The organism is Niveispirillum sp. FG148, from assembly GCF_057809655.1.
This window is the reverse complement of sequence record NZ_JBMDKJ010000031.1, coordinates 55,223-73,272: the sequence shown is the minus strand read 5'-3', so window position 1 is coordinate 73,272 and position 18,050 is coordinate 55,223. Positions and strand designations below refer to the sequence as shown.

The following is an 18,050-nucleotide window of genomic DNA, read 5'->3' as shown; positions in this document are numbered from 1 at the left end:
CATATCGGCGCTAACCGCGCCTCACGCTGGGTCCCGGCTTTCGCCGGGATGACGGGGGAGAGAGGGAATGCGTCGAGGTCCAATTAACCCCTTGTGGCGATGAAGAACCATCGTGCGTCACCACCCCCAGACGAACCCTGAAAAGGACCAAAGGTCATGAGTGCTTCCCCGTCGGAACCGAAGAAGCTGCGCTCGCGCGCCTGGTTCGACAATCCGGCCAATATCGACATGACGGCGCTGTATCTGGAGCGCTATCTGAATTTCGGCCTGTCGCTGGCGGAGTTGCAGTCGGGCAAGCCGATCATCGGGATCGCGCAGACCGGGTCCGACCTGTCGCCCTGCAACCGCCACCATCTGGTGCTGGCCGAACGCGTGCGGGAGGGTATCCGGGAGGCCGGCGGCATCGCCCTTGAATTCCCCGTCCATCCCATCCAGGAAACGGGCAAGCGGCCCACGGCCGGACTGGACCGCAATCTGGCCTATCTGGCGCTGGTGGAGGTGCTGTACGGCTATCCGCTGGATGGCGTGGTGCTGACCATCGGCTGTGACAAGACCACGCCTGCCTGCCTGATGGCCGCCGCCACCGTCAATATCCCCGCCATCGCCTTGTCGGTCGGCCCCATGCTGAACGGCTGGCACAAGGGGGAACGCACAGGCTCGGGCACCATCGTCTGGAAGGCCCGCCAGATGCTGGCGGCAGGCGAGATCGACAATGCCGGCTTCATCAAGCTGGTGGCCTCCTCCGCGCCGTCCACGGGTTATTGCAACACCATGGGCACGGCCACGACCATGAACAGTCTGGCCGAGGCTTTGGGCATGCAGTTGCCGGGGTCGGCCGCCATCCCCGCGCCTTACCGCGACCGGCAGGAAGTGGCCTATCTGACGGGCAAGCGGGCCGTGGAACTGGTGATGGAGGATGTGAAACCGTCCGACATCATGACCCGCGACGCCTTCCTGAACGCCATCGCCGTCAATTCCGCCATCGGCGGGTCGACCAACGCCCCCATCCATCTGGCCGCCATCGCCCGGCATATGGGCGTGGAACTGGAATTGAAGGACTGGCAGACCTATGGTCATGACGTGCCGCTGCTGGTCAATCTGCAGCCGGCCGGGGAGTATCTGGGCGAGGATTATTACCGCGCCGGCGGCGTGCCCGCCGTCGTCAACCAGTTGATGGGCCAGGGTCTGATCCGCGAGGATGCGCTGACCGTCAATGGCAAGACCATCGGGGAGAATTGCCGCGGCGTCGCCATTGAGGATGAGAAGGTGATCCGTCCCTTCGACCAGCCCTTGAAGGAAAAGGCCGGCTTCATCGTGCTGAGTGGCAACCTGTTCGATGCCGCCATCATGAAGACCAGCGTCATCTCTCCGGAATTCCGCGACCGGTACCTGTCCAACCCCGACGATCCGGAAGCCTTTGAAGGCCCGGCCGTCGTCTTTGACGGGCCGGAGGATTACCATGCCCGCATCGACGATCCGGCCTTGGGCATCACGTCGGAAACCCTGCTATTCATGCGCGGCGCGGGCCCCGTGGGCTATCCGGGGGCGGCCGAAGTGGTGAATATGCGCCCACCCGCCTATCTGATCCGCGAAGGCATTTCGGCCCTGCCCTGTCTGGGCGACGGGCGGCAGTCGGGCACCTCGGGCTCGCCGTCGATCCTGAACGCGTCGCCGGAAGCGGCGGTGGGCGGTGGGCTGGCCCTGCTGCGCACGGGCGACCGCGTCCGCATCGACCTGCGCCGGCAGACGGCCGATGTGCTGATCTCCGATGCGGAACTGGCGCAGCGCCGGGCGGAACTGGCGGCGGCCGGCGGCTATGCCTATCCGGCCTCCCAGACCCCGTGGCAGTCGATCCAGCGTTCCCTGGTCGGCCAGATGAACACAGGCGCCATCCTGGAAGGATCGGAGCAGTTCCAGCGCATCGCCCAGACCAAGGGCCTGCCGCGGGATAATCATTGAGGGGCTGTTGTCGCAGGGACAGGCCCTCAGGGGGGAATCCAGACAGACACTAGTAATGTTTGCGGCAGGACGCGATTTCGACCCGCTGGTCGGCGTCCGTGCCGCAAACGCGATAGACCAGGCGGTGTTCCTGCGTGATCCGGCGAGACCAGAAGCCGTTGAGCGTACCTTTCAACGGTTCCGGCTTGCCAATCCCGGCAAAGGGGGTGCGCCTGACATTCTGCAGCAGGGCATTGATGCGAGCCGCGATTTCCGGGTCCTGTTCCTGCCAGCCCAGATAGTCCACCCAGGCGTCAGCGGAAAACACGACCTTCATTCAGCTCCCGTCCATTCCACGGTCCGGCCCGCGTCCAACTGTTCGATCGACCGGCGCAGATGTTCGGCGTTGGCGGGCGAGGACAGCAGATGCACCGTCTCCTGCCAGCCTTCAAACTCGCTGAGTGACATCAGGACGACGTCTTCCGCGCCCTGCCGCGTCACGATGATGGGCGCGCGGTCCTGGGTCACCTTGTCCATCAGGCCCGCCAGATTCTGTCGGGCGGTGCTGTAATTCACGACATCCATGGTTGGCTCCCGTTTTCAGAGCCTATTGTACCATGATTTGTACAATTCGAAACGCCTCTCCCCTCACATCGTCACTTCCGTATCCTGCTGGACCAGGTTGATCAGGTCGATCATGGCGGCGCGGGCACCAGCAAGGGTCCAACGTCCGGTCCCGCGGGCGGGTCCAGCACGAAACGGGGATAGGACAGGGGCAGGCCCGTGTTGGGCAGCGTCACACCCTGCACCCCGCCGGATTGCCGGGTCCGTGCCGCGCCGCCGGTTCCCGTCAGGCTGCCAAAGCCGTAATCCCGCACGACGTTGCTGAACAGCACGGCCGAGGAATAGGTCAGCGGTCCGATCTGGACCGACAGTTTGCCGGAAAAGTGCAATGGCTCGTCCATCACAGGCAAGGTGGCGCTTTCGATGGCGCCGGCCGACACGCCGCCCGTCCTCTCACGCTTGCGATAGGTCGAGCCCTGCTTATAGGGCCGGTCGGCAATGTAACGAAGGATGCCCTCCTTCCACATGTCATCATTGCCGCCGCCATTGGCGCTGACATCAATGACCAGTCGATCGATCGCGGCAGCCTTGATCCGGGCAAAGCAGTCGTGGGTGAATTGCAGAAAGCGGTCCTTGTCGTCCCAGACAAAGGACGCGACCGTCAGCCGTGCCGATCCGTCGGCATTGACCGCGCAGGTGAACGACCGCTCGAAGCTGGCTTCCTGCTGAAGGATGGCTGGAAGGGTGTGCGCGGCGGGCATGTGCAGCGGCACCTTGCTGTCCTGCAGCACCAGTTCATAGGCTGTGGGCGTCCCATAAAGCCTGGCGTGAAACAGCCACCAGCGCTGTGACAGCAGGGCCGCCCGAAAGATCGGGCTGTCACCATGCGTCCGCGCCAGAAGCGTCTTGGCGACAAGGCGGGCGTCGCGGCCGTTGATCTTCATGACCCGGCGTCCGGCCAGCTTTGTTGCCGATCCGCCAAGGGCGGCCATGATGACGGGGTAGCCTGCCGGGTCCAGGTCAATTTCAAACGGAAAGAAGCCGATGCCGGCGTCGATGTCCTTCCTGGTCTGTCCACGCCAATCCGGCAGACCGATGAAAAGGTGCCCATCGGCCAGGACGGGGTTCAACTGCGCCAGGGCCGCCCAGGCCTCCGCCTGATCCATCGGGCGATCAAGCTGCCGGCGCAATTCCGCCGCCGCTTCCTCAAGCCGCTCACGCGGGACCGAATGGGACAGGTCAGGATGCTGCTGCACAATCGTGTCGATGGCAAAGCGCAGATCCGCCCGCAGAGCGTCAGGGGAAAACCGCACGGGTCCGGCCGGATCTGCCATGGCCGGGATGCTGAACAGGATAAGGGGCGCAAGCGCCAACAGCCCCCTGAGAAGCCACGTCACTGCCGGATTTCCCTTCTTGATCGTTGAAGACCGGGACCAGCCCGGATATGATCTGTTGAAAAAGATGCATTATTTTTCAACAGGAGTCCATGACAATGGATAGCGGGGGCCCAGCACACCTGGTTGCCGATCCGGCACAGATCAGCCTGCTCAGTTCGCCGGTCCGGCAGGAGCTGGTGGATACGCTGGCGGCGCTGGGGGGAGAGGCAGAGGTAGCCACGCTGGCAGAACAGCTTGGCCGGCCGGCGGACGGGCTCTACTACCACCTGCGCGCGCTGGTCGATGGTGGACTGGTGCAGGAGGTGGCGGCGACCGAGGGCGAGGAACGGCGGTTCCGGCTGCCCGGCGGGGGAACGACACCCCTGCGTCTTGCCTATGACCTGGGGCCGGGCGGCAATGCGGCGGAACTGCGGGTTTTCGCACGGGGGCTGCTGGCGATCGCCGGCCGCGATTTCGAAGCGGGACTGGACCGTGCGGGCATGGTAGTCAGTGGCCCGGGGCGGGAATTATGGGCGTCGCGCAACAAGGGCTGGCTGAGCCCTGGTGATCTGGCAGAGGTGAATGCGCTGCTGGAACGATTGAGCGTGCTGACCAGCCAGCCGAGGGCGGAAGGCCGGGACCATCTGGCCAGCCTTGCCTTTGTACTGGCACCGATCGATCCGCGCCCCAAGCGGCGGCCGGCAAGACAGCCGCGGCAACCCGCCTGAGGTCACATCGCCACTTCCGTATCCTGCTGGGCCAGGCGGATCAGTTCGATCATGGCGGCGCGAGCGGCGGCGGGGTCGCTGTTGCCGATGGCTTCATACAGCGCGCGGTGATCTTCCACCGGGTCGCGGGGCAGGCCGCGTTTGCGCTGTTTGAAGATGGTGGTCCAGGAGACCGCGGCGGCGATGGTGCTGGACAGGGTGACCATTGTGCTGTTGCGGGTGGCGGCAAGGACAGCATGGTGGAACTGCTGGTCGGCCTCCCGCCCTTCCTCCGTCGACAGGCCGTGGCGGGCCATTTCCTCCAGCGCGTGGCCCATCTTGGCCAGATCGGCGCCCGTGCGCCGCACGGCAGCCAGTTCGGCGGCGGCCGGTTCCACCATCATGCGCAACTCAAACAGGTCGCGGACAAAGGCCAGGCTGGGCTCCCCCTCGAACATCCAGGCCAGGACGTCGGGGTCCAGCAGGTTCCAGCGGCTGCGTTCATTGATGCGCGTGCCCGCCTTGGGCCGGCTTTCCACCAGCCCCTTGGCCGCCAGGATGCGCACCGCCTCGCGATAGGCCGTGCGCGACACGTTCAGTTTCTCGGCAAATTCGATTTCCGCCGACAAGGTATCACCGGGCCTATAGACCCCGGTGACGATGGCCACGCCCAGTTCACGGGCGACCGAACCGTGGATGCGCTTCAAGGCCGTGGAGGCCAGCACGGGCGTGCGGTTGGTGTCCTTGGACGCGCGCTTTTTCACGTTCTTCTCTCTGCTGGGCATAACCCAGACATATTATACGGTTCCGCCCTTCACCGCATCCTTCATCGGGAAGCGTGCCCTTGTCATGTCGGGGTTGCCACCGGATATTGACACCGGTATCAATAAAGGAAAATAGCCATGTTGGAGGAAGTCGCCCATGACCGATCTATCCCGCCGAAACGCCCTGGGCCTGGCCCTGTCCGCCGGGGCCGGCCTGGCCGCCGGGCCGGTGACGGCTGCACCATCGGCACCGGCCCCTGCCTGCGCCCCCGGAAAGAAGGGCGGGCCGCACTGGGCGCGCGGGCTGGATAATCAGCGCAAGCCCGATCTGGGCGACGGGCGCTATCTGAACCCGTTATTCGCGGGCGACCATCCCGACCCGACCATCCTGAAGGACGGGGCGGATTATTACATGACCTTTTCCACCTTCGACAGCTATCCGGGGCTGGTCATCTGGCATTCCCGCGACATGCTGAACTGGGTGCCCGTCACAGCGGCGCTGACCATTAATCTGGGGTCGGTCTGGGCGCCGGAACTGACCAAGCATCAGGGCCGCTATTTCCTTTATATCCCCATCAAGGGCAAGCCCAACGGCACCTATGTCATCTGGGCCGACAAGATCGAGGGACCGTGGAGCGAGCCCAAGTATCTGGGCCTGCCGGGCCATATCGATCCCGGCCATGCGGTGGGGGAGGACGGGTCGCGCTGGCTGTTCCTGTCGGGTGGCGACCGGATCCGCCTGTCCGATGATGGCCTGTCAACGGTGGGAGAAGTGGAAAAGGTCTACACGCCCTGGCGCTACCCGTCCGACTGGATCGTGGAAGGGTTTTCGCCGGAAGGGCCGAAGATCACCAGGCGCGGGGATTATTTCTATCTGATCACGGCCGTGGGCGGCACGGCCGGGCCGCCGACCGGGCATATGGTCATCGCCGCCCGGTCAAAATCCATCCATGGCCCGTGGGAGGATTGCCCGCACAATCCCATCGTCCGCACCACCGACAATGATGATTACTGGTGGTCGCGCGGCCATGCCACGCTGGTGCAGGGGCCGGCGGGCGACTGGTGGTCGGTCTATCACGGGTTTGAGAACGGGTTCTGGACACTGGGACGGCAGACCCTGCTGGACCCGGTGGAATGGACGGATGATGGCTGGTTCAAGATGAAGGGCGGCGACCTGTCCCAGCCCCTGCCGGCACCCAAGGGCGGCAAGCCGGGCCCGCATGGCATGGAACTGTCGGACGGGTTCAGGACCCTGGCGCTGGGTACCAAATGGAACTTCTTCAAGCCGGCACCGGAAGAGGCGGGCCGGGCCAGGGTGGAAGGCGGGGTGCTGCACCTGGCCGCCGCCGGTACCGCGCCCAAGGACAGTTCGCCCCTGCTGCTGGTTGCGGGCGACACATCCTACCGTTTTGAATGCGATATCGAGATTGCGGAGGGCGGGGTGGCCGGGCTGGTCCTGTTCTATGACCAACAGCTTTATTGCGGCCTGGGCTTTGATGAGAAGCGCTTCGTCACCCACCAGTACGGCATGGAACGCGGCCGCCCCGCCAACCCCCATGGGCGGCGGATGCGCCTGCGCGTCACCAATGACCGCCATATCGTCACCTATGATACCAGCGGCGATGGCGGCAAAAGCTGGACCCGGTTTGACCGCGGCATGGAGGTATCGGGTTATCACCATAATGTGCGCGGCGGGTTCCTGATGCTGCGGCCGGGGCTCTATTCGGCCGGGGCCGGCACGGCGCGGTTCAGCAATTTCAGCTTCAGGGCGCTGTGAGGGGGGGGCTCCTTCCCGTCACGCCGGCTTCCGCCCATAGGCGCCAAGTAAGCGGTCCCACCTTCCCTGCCTCCCCCGCGAAAGCGGGGGAGGCAGGTTATTGCACAGGGTTAAATTAGCGCTCATAGGCTTTCCCAGCGGCGACGGGAGTGAGAGCCGGTCCGCTTTCACCTCAACCGGACAGGCTCAATCTCCCCTAGCCCGGCATGAACCGCCGAGCATGGATAACGGTCTGCAGATAGGTGCTGTCGGGTGCCGTGGCGTGGCTGGCAAGCTCGATCAGGGGCAGGACGGTGCCGCCCGACGGCAGGGTGCCGGCCAGCGCCGTCACCGACCCGTCGGGCAATCGGGCCGTAACCGCCAGCGACCGTGCCGCGCCTCGGCCGGCAAAGCCGGTCAGGGGCCGCTCCACCCCCGCCCGGCGCAGGCTGCCGGTGATGTGGTCGAACCCGGTCGCAGAACCCAGGCGCAGGGTCATGACGCCCCCTTCCCCATCCTGCCAGGGGCCGAAAAGGGGGCTGGCAATATCTCCGAATGGCCCCTGATCCACCGCCGGCACCGGCCCGGCCTCGCCAATGCGGCGATAGGTCAGGCGGTCGATATGGGTGCCGGCTTCGGCCAGTCCGGGAAAGGCGCTGCTGGCGACCAGGGCGTGGGTCAGCACCAGTTCCGGTCCGCCGGCCCGCAGGCTGACCTGCCCTGACAGGGCCGAACACCAGTCCCAGCTGGGGTCGGCCTCTCCGGCCACGATGGAATGCCAGGAAATGGCCAGGGCCACGGGCTGCCCCGCCTTCGGCCCCGCCTCCACCGGCCCGGCATGGCCGCTGACCCGATATTCCCCCGTCGATCCCGTGGTGGACGCATAGCGGCCCTGGAGGGTGCCATCCGCCCCCAGCCACAGTTCCATGCGGGAGCCATACTCGTTGGTCCAGACGCCCGACAAGGTCATGGCGCAACGCCATACAGGGCGGCCTGATCGGCGGTGATATAGCCGTTTTTCAGGTCGGCCAGCACGGCGTCGCGCGGGCGGTCGGTGGCGGGGCCATAGCCGCCGCCCGTGGCAGTGTAGAGCCGCACGGTCTCCCCCCGCTTCACGGGCAGGGCGGTGACCATGGAATGGATCTCCACAGAGCCATCGTTGCGCAGGATCTCCACCCGGTTGCACGACCCCTCGCCCCCGCCTTCGGCCCCCCAGGGCCGGGACTTGGTGCGGGTGGCGGAGAAGGTGAGCAGGGCCTCTGCCGCCGTGATGCGGTAATCCAGCACCACGCCCTTGCCGCCGCGCCAGCGCCCTTCGCCGCCCGGTTCATTGTGGAAGGCGTACTGGTCGATCTCGAACCCGTAGCGGCTTTCGGCCAGTTCGATGGGGATATTGTAGGTCTCCCCATTGCCGCAGCAGAATTGCCCGTTATCGCCGTCCAGTCCGGCCGAGGCACCCCAGCCGCCCAACAGCGGTTCGCCCATCACGAACAGTTCGCCAGTGTCGGGCAGCAGACCGGAAATGAAGGTGGCGCCCACCGACCGTGCATGGCCCACGGGCAGCTTGCCCGGCACCACGGGCATCAGGGCCCGCCACATCACCTCGATGGCGGCGATCATGGTCTCATAATAGATCGACACCGGCGCCGGGCTTTGCGCCGTGACGATGGTGCCGGGGGGACAGATGATCTCCAGCGCCCTGAAACAGCCGCCATTGGCCGGAATGGCCGGGTCGGTCACGGCCTTGAAGGCGCAGCGCGCAGCCGTGACCAAGCCCGCCAAGCTGGTATTGATGGGGCCCCTGGCCTGCGGGCTGGTGCCCGTGAAATCGGCGACCATGCGGCCATCGCCGATGGTGACCGTGACCTTGATGGTGAAGGGGCCGTTGCCCAGCCCATCCTCCTCGATCACATCCTCGGCCGCGTACACGCCCGCCGGCAGCTTGGCCAGTTCGGCCCGGACCATACGCTCGCCATAGTCCAGCAGATCATCCATGGCCGACAGCACGGGCCCGCGCCCATATTTGCCGATCATTTCCAGGATGCGGTTGGCGCCGACGCGGGCCGCGGCCACACCGGCATGCATGTCGCCCAACGTGCTGTCGGGCAGGCGGACATTGGCGCGGATGATGCCGACCAGCGCCTTGTTCAGCCGCCCGCCCTCATACAGTTTCAGGAAGCGGAAATGCAGCCCTTCCTGGAAAATGTCGGTGGAACTGGTGGACGCACTGCCGGGCACGGCCCCGCCCACCTCTGTCCAATGCGCCTTGTTGACGGTCCAGGCGATCAGGGTTCCGTCATGGAAGACGGGGCACAGGATCGACACGTCCGACAGGTGCGTGCCCCCGCCCTCATACGGGGTATTGGTGATGAACACATCGCCGGGCTCGATCTCCTCGGCGGTGTAATGGGTCAGCAGGCTTTGCACGGCCGTGTCCAGCGTGGCCAGGAAGCCCGTGACGCCATTGCCCTGGGCCAGCAGATTGCCCTTTGCATCCGTGGCGCCGACGGCGAAATCCGTCGTTTCATAGATGATCGGGCTCATGGAGGTGCGGATCATGGCGTTGAACATCTCGTCGCCAAGCGCGACCAAAGCGTTCTTGATGATCTCCAGGGTGAACGGATCGCGTTCCATGGATCACGCCTCCTTCCGGGGCAGATGGACGTGGTAATTGCCGATCTTGTCGATGGTCACATGGGCGCCGGGCGGCACCACCAGGGTCACGGAGGGTTCCTGGACAATGGCGGGGCCGGCCACTTCCATCCCCGGTTCCAGGGCCAGACCATCGTGGATGACGGCGTCATGGATGCCGTGCTGGTCGAAATCCACGCGGCGCGTGCCGATGCGCGTGGTCGCCACATCGGCCCCGGTCACCGGCTTTTCCGGCAGGTCGGGCTTGGGCACGGGGATGCGGGCGACCAGATGGAAATTCACCAGCTGGATGGCGTTTTCCAGGCGATAGGTGAAGCGCTTCTCGTGTGCGGCATGGAAAGCATCTGCGGCGGTCGTCAGGTCGAAGCCGCCATCGGCCGTGGGGGTGAGCGCCACCTTGACCGTGTGTTCCTGCCCGGCATAGCGCATGTCGGCGAGGTATTCGAAGGCGGGCGTGGCCGCCTCCACCCCGTCCGCCCTGAAATCCACCAGCGCCCGTTCCCGCAGCTCCGCAAAGCGCACCGCCACCGCCGGCCCGGCGTCCGCCGTCAGCGGGGTCAGTGCCGTTTGCAGATAATCGCGGCGCAGATCCGTCAGCAGCATGCCCCAGGAGGAAAAGACCGACGAATTGACCGGCACGATGACGCGCGGCACGCCCAGTTCGGCCGCCAGCGCCACGGCATGCATGGCCCCGCCGCCGCCAAAGGCCATCAGCGCATAATCGCGCGGATCATGGCCACGGTTGGTGGACACCAGCCGCAGGGCGTTGGTCATGTTGGCATTGGCGATGCGGATGATACCGCGCGCCAGATCCTGCCGGCCGATGCCCAACTGTTCAGCCACGGGGTCAAAGGCGGCATGGACGGACGCCCAGTCCGGCTCCCGCTCCCCACCCACGAAACAGGCGGGGTCGATGCGGCCCAGCAGCAGGTTGGCATCCGTTGTCGTGGGCTTGGTCCCCCCGCGGCCATAGGCGGCGGGACCGGGCCGGGCCCCGGCCGATTGCGGGCCGACATGCAGCTTGCCCCCGGCATCGACCCAGGCGATGGAGCCACCGCCATTGCCGATCTCCACAATCTCCGACACGGGCGTCTGGATGGGATATCCCGGATGGGTGCGGGTGCGTTCGATATGATATTCGGTGCCGACCTTGACCTCGCCCCCTTCGATCAGGGTGCATTTGGCCGTGGTCCCGCCAATATCCAGCACGATCAGGTTCGGTTCCCCGATGCGCTTTCCCAGATAGGCTGCGGCGAAAATGCCGCTGGCGGGGCCGGATTCCACCATGGTGATGGGGTTGCGGCGGATGGCGTCCACCGTGGCGATGCCGCCATTGGACTGCATGATATAGGGCTTGGCCGTGAAGCCCCTTTCCGCCAGCCCGCCCTGCAACTTGCCGATATAGCGGTCGGCGATGGGGTGGACGTAAGCCGACAGGACCACGGTGCTGGTCCGTTCATATTCGCGCCATTCGCGGCTGATCTCGTGACTGGCCAGCACCGACACGCCCGGCATCTGCGCCCGCACGCGTTCGGCCACCATCGCCTCGTTCGCGGGGTTCAGATAGGCGTGCAGGAAGGAAATGGCGATGGCCTGCACACCCTCCGCCTTGAAATGCGCCAGGATCGGGTCCAGCGCCGACAGGTCGGGCGGGCGGACCAGATGGCCCTTATGGTCCACCCGCTCGTCGATCTCCAGCCGCAGATGCCGATCGACAAAGGGGGGCGGCTTGCGGAAATTGAAATTGAACAGGTCGGGCCGGTTGCCGCGCGCGATTTCCAGCACATCGCGGAAGCCCTTCGTCGTGATCAGCCCCGTCTTCACACCCTTGCGTTCGGTCAGGGTGTTGATGACGACGGTGGAGCCATGGGCAAAGAAACCCATGGCAGCCGGATCGACGCCCGCCTTGGACAGGGCATTCATCACGCCCTGTTCGAAATCCGGCGGGGTGGTGTCGGCCTTGGCCGTGAAGACCGGCCCCGGCTTGCCCGTTTCCGGGTCGACGCTGCAATAGACCAGATCGGTAAAGGTGCCGCCAACATCGCTGGCGACGCGCAGATACGCGCTCATCGGTGCCACCCTGTCATCAAGTGCTTGGATCACAGGGTGGGGCCGGCGGCGTGGAAGGTGAAGAAGGCGAGGCGGGTATGGGCGGGGGGTTTGATGGGTAGGTGGGTGGATGGGCGTCATCCTCCGCCGGGATGAGGGTTTCGGGCGTTCTTTCCGTCACCCCTTCCCGTCATCCCGGCGAAAGCCGGGACCCAGGCGCAGAGCGGCGTCAGCCGCGACATGATTCATATCGGCGCTGACCGCGCCTCACGCTGGGTCCCGGCTTCCGCCGGGATGACGGGGGGACACGGAACGTCCCCCACCTCCCTCAGAAAATCTCAAACAACCCCGCCGCCCCCATGCCGCCGCCCACGCACATGGTGACCACGCCCCATTTCACGCCGCGGCGCTTGCCCTCGATCAGCAGATGGCCGGCCATGCGCGAACCGCTCATCCCATAGGGATGGCCGATGGAGATGGCGCCGCCATCGACATTCAGGCGGGCGGGGTCGATGCCCAGCCGGTCGCGGCAGTACAGCACCTGCACCGCGAATGCCTCGTTCAGTTCCCACAGGCCGATATCGTCGATCTTCAGCCCGTGGCGGGCCAGCAGGCGCGGGACGGCGAAGACGGGGCCGATGCCCATCTCGTCCGGCTCGCACCCCGCCACGGCCAGCCCGCGCAGCGCCCCCAGCGGGGTCAGGCCGCGCTGTTCGGCCAGCCTGGCATCCATGACCACACAGGCGCTGGCCCCGTCGGACAATTGACTGGCATTGCCGGCCGTAATCACGGCGTCGGGACCGCGCACGGGCTTGAGCGCGGACAGGTCGGCGAGTACCGTGCCCGGCCGGTTGCCCTCATCCTTCGACAGCAGGATGTCGCGGTGGCTGATCTCCCCCGTCGCCTTGTCCAGCACGGCCATGCGCGCTTCCATGGGCACGATTTCCGCATCGAAGCGGCCGGCCGCCTGGGCGTCGGCCGTGCGGCGCTGGCTTTCCACGGCATAATCGTCCTGCGCGTCGCGGCCGATGCCATAGCGCCGCGCCACCACCTCCGCCGTGTCCAGCATGGGCATATAGATGGCGGGCGCGATGGCGCGCACAGCCGGGTCTTCGGCCCGGTACAGGTTCAGCTTGTTATTCTGCACCAGACTGACGCTTTCCACCCCGCCGCCGATGGCGACCGGCACCCGGTCCACGATCACGCGCTGGGTGGCGGTCGCCAACGCCTGCAGCCCCGAACTGCATTCGCGCACCACCACCAGTCCCGAGGCAGTCACCGGCAGCCCCGCCAGCAGCGCCGACTGGCGCGCGATATTGCCGCCCGTGGACCCCTGCGGCAGGGCACAGCCCAGGATCACATCCTCCACCTCCGCCGCCTCCACCCCGGCCCGCGCCACGGCATGGGCGACGGCATGGGCGGCCAGGGCCTGGCCCTGGGTGTCGTTGAAGGCCCCGCGATAGGCCCGGCCGATGGGCGTGCGGGCGGTGGAAACAATGACAGCATCGCGCATTCCAAATCCCCTTATTCACCCGTGAACCAGGTCCGCACCTGGCCCAGCCCTTCAATTTCCACCTCGAACGCGTCCCCGGCGCCGGCCGCCACCATGGGGCCGAGCGCACCGGACAGGATGGTGTCCCCGGCCCGCAGCGGCGATCCCGCCCGCGCCATCACCCGCGCCAGCCAGAGCGAGGCGGTAAGCGGCGAGCCCAGGCAGGCCGAACCCTGGCCGCTGGACACTTCCTGATCCCCACGCTGCATGCGCATGCGGCAGGCGACCGGATCGAAGCTTTCCAGCCGCACGGGCCGCGAACCCAGCACATAAAGGCCGGACGAGGCATTGTCGGCGATGGTATCGGTGATGCGGATATCCCAGCCGGCAATGCGCGATCCCACCACCTCGATCGCCGGCAGCGCGAAGCCGATGGCGCGCAGCAGGTCGGCCATGGTCGGCAGCTCCGGCGTCAGGTCACGGTCCAGGACAAAGGCAATCTCGGCCTCCGCCTTGGGCTGTAGGACGTCAGACAGGGGGATGGGTTCGGCATCGGCGCGCGCCATATCGGCGAACAGCATACCGTAATCGGGCTGGTCCACGCCCAACTGCTTCTGCACGGCGGGAGAGGTCAGGCCGATCTTGCGCCCCACCAGCCGCCGGCCGGCGGCCAGCGCGCGGTCGGTGTTCAGACGCTGCACCGCATAGGCGGCGTCCACATCGCCGGCCGGCAGCCGGTCGCGCACGGGCGGGATGGGGGTGCGGGTCTGTTCGGCCCGGAACAGATTATCGGCGATCTGGCGGATGATGTCGGACATGCCTCTATCCTTAATTCTTGGGCAGGGCGGTGACGGCGCGGCGCAGGTTGAAGCCGGGATCGGCCAGATCGGCCACGGCAAGGGACGCCCGCGCATTGACCAGCCGGCGCAGCGCCGCCATATCGCCGGGCGCGTTCAGGCTGCTGGCGCCATTGATGCGGCCATCAACCAGATGGATGGTGGAAAAGGCCCCGGCCGGGTCGCCGCGCAGCACCATGTCGCCGCGCGTGGCATCGCCGCAGGCCTGCAGGTTCAGGTCATACTGGTCGGACCAGAACCAGGGCGCGTCCTGATAGGGGCCGCCCAGGCCCAGCATGGCGCGGGCGGTAGCAATGGCCTGGTTCTGGGCATTGGCCCAGGTCTCCACCCGCAGCCAGCGGCCGTGCCAGGCGCTCCACTGGCTGGCCACATCGCCCACGGCAAAGATGCCGGACAGCGAGGTGAAGCCATAGGCGTCGACGCGGATGCCTTCGGCCGTGCCGATGCCCAGCGGTATGGCCAGATCGATGCAGGGATCGACGCCGATACCGACCAGGATCAGGTCGCAGGCGATGAAATCGCCATTATCCAGCCGCACGCCACCATCCACGGCCCGGTCCACCTGCCGGCCCGGATGCAGCCGAACGCCTTCGGCCCGGTGGCGATCGGCCAGACGGTCGGACACGGGGGCCGGCACGGCGCGGGACAAGAGGGATGGTGCCGCTTCCACCAGATCGACGGCGCAGCCCTGGCGGATGGCGGCGGCCGCCACCTCCAGCCCGATGACCCCGCCGCCCAGCACCAGCAGGCGGAACCCGTGCCGCAGCCGGGCCCGCAGGGTGCGGGCATCTTCCACACTGCGCAGATACTGGACCGGCACCGGCCCGCCTTCCAGGCCCGGCAGCCGGCGCGGGCGGGTGCCCGTGGCGAAGACCAGCCGGTCATAGGACAGGACCTGCCCGCCGGCCAGCGTCACCTGCCGGGTCAGGGCGTTGATGCCGGTGGCCGCCATGCCGGTCAGCAGCCTTATGTCGGCCGCCACCCATTCCGCCGGGGACTTCATGGGCACAGGCTCGCGGGTGGGGTCCAGCAGCATTTCCTTGGAAAGCTGCGGCCGTTCATAGGGGGGCGACAGCTCGGCCCCCACCAGGGTGATGGTGCCCTTGTGGCCGGCATCGCGCAGCGCCTCGGCCACACGCGCACCGGCCTGCCCGGCGCCCAGAATGATGATGCGGTCGTTCAACGCATCCGCCATGGGGAATTCCTGTGGGGGTTGGGGGAGTGACGGTGGATCGCCCCTTCCTTCCGTCATCCCGGCGAAAGCCGGGACCCAGGGGCCAAGCGCCCGACCTTTCAGCAGCTTTGATCGACGCAGCGACGAGGTTTGATCCTGTGGCCCCTGGGTCCCGGCTTTCGCCGGGATGACGGGAAGGAGCGAGTGGGGGAGCCGTGTCTGCCCCCCACTGATCAGAACCGGACCGTCGCCTCCACCCCGAAGGTGCGCGGGGCGCCGGGGGTGAAGAAGTCGAAGGCGAAGCTCTCGATGTTCAGCCCGTAGCTATAATAGTACTTGTTGAACAGGTTCTTGCCCCAGATGGCGATGGTCAGGTTGTCGCTGTCATAGCGCAGGCGGGCATCGACCAGCGTATAGGCACCCTGGCCGTTACGGATGGGGCCGGCGGCCTGACGGTCGTTGAACATGTCGAAATACTGTCGCGATGCGTATTGCACATCGGCATTGGCGATCAGGTTGCCATCGCCGATCTGGGCCAGCACCACTTCCGGCGACAGGGACGCCGTCCATTTGGGCGCAAACGGGAAGGCATTGCCGCCCAGCGCGATGCCGCGCGGGTCCTTGGCCGCCGCATCGCCCGGTGCCAGATACTGCCCGTCCTTGTAGCGGGTGTTCAGGTAACCGAGCGCCGCCTGGATACGCACGTCGGACGACAGGAAGGCCGTCGCCTCCAGTTCGAACCCGTACATGCGGCCGTCGAGCGAGCGCAGATAGGCGACGCCGTTCTGGATCTCCTGCACCTGCTGGCCCTTGTAATCGTTGTAGAACAGGGCGGCGTTGAATTGCAGGGCATTGTCCAGGAAACGGCCCTTATAACCGCCTTCGAACGCGTCCACTTCCTCCGGCTTCACGAAGTTGGGCACGGGCACGATGGACTGGCCGTTGAAGGACCCGGAGCGATAGCCGCGGGAATAGCTGCCATAGACCATGCCCTGGTCGCCGACATCCTGGCTCAGCACCACGCGGCCCGTGGGCTTGGTCACGCTTTCCTTGATCGAAGGATCGGCAGCGACCAGCACGGGCAGACCCGGCAGGACCGGCGCGCCCTTGGACGCATAGGTATAAAGGAACGGCGTGCCCGAACTGTCGCGCAGGAAGGAGCTGTAATCGGTCAGCTTCACCGCTTCATGCGTCAGGCGGCCGCCGAGCGTCAGCTTGGTGCTGTCGGTCAGATCGATCACCGCTTCGGCATAGGCGGCATAGGTGGCCTGGGCCTGGGCCAGTTCCTGATGCGCGTCGATGGCTGTCGGCGGCACCTGCGTGGGCGGATAGAAATTGCCGCCGGGATTGAACTTGCCCGGACCGGCAAAGGCCGACAGGAAGCCGACATACTGGTAATTGTTGGAAACCTTCACCTGCTGCCAGCCGGCATAGAGACCGCCGATCAGGCTGAACTTGTCGGCGTCATAGGTGGCGTGGACATCCTGGCCAAGGGAATTGAAATTGGCGGCGTTGGGCCGCCACTCGCCGATGGCGCTGGGCGAACCGTCGAAATCGAACGGCTGGTAAAGGTCGCCCGTGTCATAGCCGGTGACGGATGAGATGGAGAGCTTGTCCAAGGTGATATCGGCCTTCAGGTTCAGGCCGCGGGCGTTGGAGACGAACTTGCCCTGGTTGGTCGCGGCCGATTCCCGCTTGCCAATGCCGGTCAGGACGCGGCCCGTGATATCGGCGCCGGTCGGGTTCAACTGCTTGATGACGCCCGTGGAGCCCACCGGTTCATTGTGCGAGAGGTAGCCGCGCAGCGTCAGGTCGATGACGTCATTGGGCTTGGCCCGGATGGACAGACGGCCGGCCATGCTGTCATCGCTGTCGAAATCGTCGGTCCCCACCAGCTTGTTGGTGGCGCCATAGCGCTGGGTGACGTTCTTGATATAGCCGTCGCGCTTCAGGCGGGTGAAGGCGATGCGGGCCCCCAGCTCATCCTCCACCAGCGTCGCCTCGGCGGCACCGGTCAGGGTGAAGCGGCCGTAATTGCCGATGCCGGCCGTCAGATAGCCCTTGTCATCGCCCAGTTCCGGGCGGCGGGTGATCAGGTTGATGGCGCCACCCGTGGTGTTGCGGCCATAGAGGGTGCCCTGCGGGCCCTTCAGCACCTCGATCCGTTCCAGATCGTACAGGGCCGCGCCATGGCTGGCGCGGAAGCCCTGATAGGCTTCATCGAAATAGACGCCGATGGGCGACTGGGCGTTGGGGTTGAATTCGTTGGCCACGCCGACGCCGCGGATGGTGAAGTTCGGCTGGGTTTCGGAGAAGGGGGAGTTCACGCGCACGTTCGGCATCATGCCGGACAGGGCGGCGGCACTGTTGACGCCCTTGGTTTCCAGCGCGTCGGCGCCCAGGGCCGCGATGGACACGGGCACGGTCTGCAGGTTTTCCGCCCGGCGGTTGGCCGTGACGATGATTTCTTCAAGCTGCAACGGGGCGGACTGATCGGCAGCCAGGACCGGCAGGGCGGCGAAGGCGACGGCCGACAGGGCCAGGGCACTGCTGCAATACCCGAAACTATTCCTTCTCATGGCGTTCCTTCCTTTGACCTTGTTCTGTTTATGGTCGGTCACCCGGCAACCCCCCGGCCGCCGGTTTATACGTATCTGCATGGATCAGAACCTGCGGTCCTGATCCATGCAGCCCTCATGCGCCGGGCGCCGCCATCCGGCG

General features: G+C 66.1%; 14 protein-coding genes. 3 read left to right on the top strand and 11 right to left on the bottom strand.

Annotated features, from left to right (window positions below):
• The first annotated feature begins 156 nt into the window (after window positions 1–156).
• Window positions 157–1,959, top strand: coding sequence for an IlvD/Edd family dehydratase (locus ACODTW_RS23620; RefSeq protein ID WP_488948584.1), 1,803 nt, complete (start codon window positions 157–159; stop codon window positions 1,957–1,959).
• Window positions 1,960–2,008: 49 nt separating this feature from the next.
• Here ACODTW_RS23620 and ACODTW_RS23615 read toward each other — a convergent pair whose 3' ends face one another.
• The 3 genes from ACODTW_RS23615 to ACODTW_RS23605 form a co-directional block, all read right to left on the bottom strand.
• Complete coding sequence (locus ACODTW_RS23615) at window positions 2,009–2,275, bottom strand: Txe/YoeB family addiction module toxin (protein ID WP_488948583.1); 267 nt, start codon at window positions 2,273–2,275, stop codon at window positions 2,009–2,011.
• On the bottom strand, window positions 2,272–2,523 hold the full coding sequence (locus tag ACODTW_RS23610) for a type II toxin-antitoxin system Phd/YefM family antitoxin (protein WP_488948582.1): 252 nt from the start codon (window positions 2,521–2,523) through the stop codon (window positions 2,272–2,274). The genes ACODTW_RS23615 and ACODTW_RS23610 overlap by 4 nt, the downstream gene beginning before the upstream one ends.
• Before the next feature lie 110 nt (window positions 2,524–2,633).
• Window positions 2,634–3,836 carry a S41 family peptidase gene (locus ACODTW_RS23605; RefSeq protein WP_488948581.1) on the bottom strand — a complete coding sequence of 401 codons (1,203 nt, stop codon included), beginning with the start codon at window positions 3,834–3,836 and terminating at the stop codon, window positions 2,634–2,636.
• A gap of 158 nt (window positions 3,837–3,994) precedes the next feature.
• Here ACODTW_RS23605 and ACODTW_RS23600 point away from each other — a divergent pair, with 158 nt between their 5' ends.
• Window positions 3,995–4,606 carry a winged helix-turn-helix domain-containing protein gene (locus tag ACODTW_RS23600; protein ID WP_488948580.1) on the top strand — a complete coding sequence of 204 codons (612 nt, stop codon included), beginning with the start codon at window positions 3,995–3,997 and terminating at the stop codon, window positions 4,604–4,606.
• Window positions 4,607–4,608: 2 nt separating this feature from the next.
• On the opposite strand, the gene ACODTW_RS23595 is transcribed toward ACODTW_RS23600, so the two are convergent.
• Window positions 4,609–5,349, bottom strand: coding sequence for a FadR/GntR family transcriptional regulator (locus ACODTW_RS23595; RefSeq protein WP_488948579.1), 741 nt, complete (start codon window positions 5,347–5,349; stop codon window positions 4,609–4,611).
• Between the two features lie 157 nt (window positions 5,350–5,506).
• Between ACODTW_RS23595 and ACODTW_RS23590 the strand changes: the two genes are divergently transcribed.
• A complete protein-coding gene (locus ACODTW_RS23590; protein WP_488948578.1) occupies window positions 5,507–7,126 on the top strand; it encodes a family 43 glycosylhydrolase in 1,620 nt (539 codons plus the stop codon).
• A gap of 196 nt (window positions 7,127–7,322) precedes the next feature.
• Here ACODTW_RS23590 and ACODTW_RS23585 read toward each other — a convergent pair whose 3' ends face one another.
• The 7 genes from ACODTW_RS23585 to ACODTW_RS23555 form a co-directional block, all read right to left on the bottom strand.
• Window positions 7,323–8,075, bottom strand: coding sequence for an avidin/streptavidin family protein (locus ACODTW_RS23585; RefSeq protein ID WP_488948577.1), 753 nt, complete (start codon window positions 8,073–8,075; stop codon window positions 7,323–7,325).
• Window positions 8,072–9,739, bottom strand: a complete 1,668-nt coding sequence (locus ACODTW_RS23580) for a hydantoinase B/oxoprolinase family protein (RefSeq protein ID WP_488948576.1) — start codon at window positions 9,737–9,739, stop codon at window positions 8,072–8,074. Before ACODTW_RS23580 ends, ACODTW_RS23585 begins: the two co-directional genes overlap by 4 nt.
• Before the next feature lie 3 nt (window positions 9,740–9,742).
• Window positions 9,743–11,827 carry a hydantoinase/oxoprolinase family protein gene (locus ACODTW_RS23575; RefSeq protein WP_488948575.1) on the bottom strand — a complete coding sequence of 695 codons (2,085 nt, stop codon included), beginning with the start codon at window positions 11,825–11,827 and terminating at the stop codon, window positions 9,743–9,745.
• Between the two features lie 307 nt (window positions 11,828–12,134).
• Window positions 12,135–13,319, bottom strand: coding sequence for an acetyl-CoA C-acyltransferase (locus tag ACODTW_RS23570; RefSeq protein WP_488948574.1), 1,185 nt, complete (start codon window positions 13,317–13,319; stop codon window positions 12,135–12,137).
• A gap of 11 nt (window positions 13,320–13,330) precedes the next feature.
• Window positions 13,331–14,116, bottom strand: coding sequence for a fumarylacetoacetate hydrolase family protein (locus ACODTW_RS23565; RefSeq protein ID WP_488948573.1), 786 nt, complete (start codon window positions 14,114–14,116; stop codon window positions 13,331–13,333).
• 10 nt (window positions 14,117–14,126) lie between these two features.
• Window positions 14,127–15,350 carry an NAD(P)/FAD-dependent oxidoreductase gene (locus tag ACODTW_RS23560; RefSeq protein ID WP_488948572.1) on the bottom strand — a complete coding sequence of 408 codons (1,224 nt, stop codon included), beginning with the start codon at window positions 15,348–15,350 and terminating at the stop codon, window positions 14,127–14,129.
• A gap of 212 nt (window positions 15,351–15,562) precedes the next feature.
• Complete coding sequence (locus tag ACODTW_RS23555) at window positions 15,563–17,908, bottom strand: TonB-dependent receptor (protein WP_488948571.1); 2,346 nt, start codon at window positions 17,906–17,908, stop codon at window positions 15,563–15,565.
• Window positions 17,909–18,050: the final 142 nt, after the last annotated feature.

What these genes read in the sequence shown, in the direction of transcription:
- ACODTW_RS23570 (WP_488948574.1), bottom strand. Translation starts at nt 13,319, where the DNA reads ATGCGCGATGCTGTCATTGTTTCCACCGCCCGCACGCCCATCGGCCGG.
- ACODTW_RS23555 (WP_488948571.1), bottom strand. Translation starts at nt 17,908, where the DNA reads ATGAGAAGGAATAGTTTCGGGTATTGCAGCAGTGCCCTGGCCCTGTCG.
- ACODTW_RS23590 (WP_488948578.1), top strand. Translation starts at nt 5,507, where the DNA reads ATGACCGATCTATCCCGCCGAAACGCCCTGGGCCTGGCCCTGTCCGCC.
- ACODTW_RS23620 (WP_488948584.1), top strand. Translation starts at nt 157, where the DNA reads ATGAGTGCTTCCCCGTCGGAACCGAAGAAGCTGCGCTCGCGCGCCTGG.
- ACODTW_RS23580 (WP_488948576.1), bottom strand. Translation starts at nt 9,739, where the DNA reads ATGGAACGCGATCCGTTCACCCTGGAGATCATCAAGAACGCTTTGGTC.
- ACODTW_RS23610 (WP_488948582.1), bottom strand. Translation starts at nt 2,523, where the DNA reads ATGGATGTCGTGAATTACAGCACCGCCCGACAGAATCTGGCGGGCCTG.
- ACODTW_RS23565 (WP_488948573.1), bottom strand. Translation starts at nt 14,116, where the DNA reads ATGTCCGACATCATCCGCCAGATCGCCGATAATCTGTTCCGGGCCGAA.
- ACODTW_RS23585 (WP_488948577.1), bottom strand. Translation starts at nt 8,075, where the DNA reads ATGACCTTGTCGGGCGTCTGGACCAACGAGTATGGCTCCCGCATGGAA.
- ACODTW_RS23615 (WP_488948583.1), bottom strand. Translation starts at nt 2,275, where the DNA reads ATGAAGGTCGTGTTTTCCGCTGACGCCTGGGTGGACTATCTGGGCTGG.
- ACODTW_RS23600 (WP_488948580.1), top strand. Translation starts at nt 3,995, where the DNA reads ATGGATAGCGGGGGCCCAGCACACCTGGTTGCCGATCCGGCACAGATC.
- ACODTW_RS23560 (WP_488948572.1), bottom strand. Translation starts at nt 15,350, where the DNA reads ATGGCGGATGCGTTGAACGACCGCATCATCATTCTGGGCGCCGGGCAG.
- ACODTW_RS23605 (WP_488948581.1), bottom strand. Translation starts at nt 3,836, where the DNA reads ATGGCAGATCCGGCCGGACCCGTGCGGTTTTCCCCTGACGCTCTGCGG.
- ACODTW_RS23575 (WP_488948575.1), bottom strand. Translation starts at nt 11,827, where the DNA reads ATGAGCGCGTATCTGCGCGTCGCCAGCGATGTTGGCGGCACCTTTACC.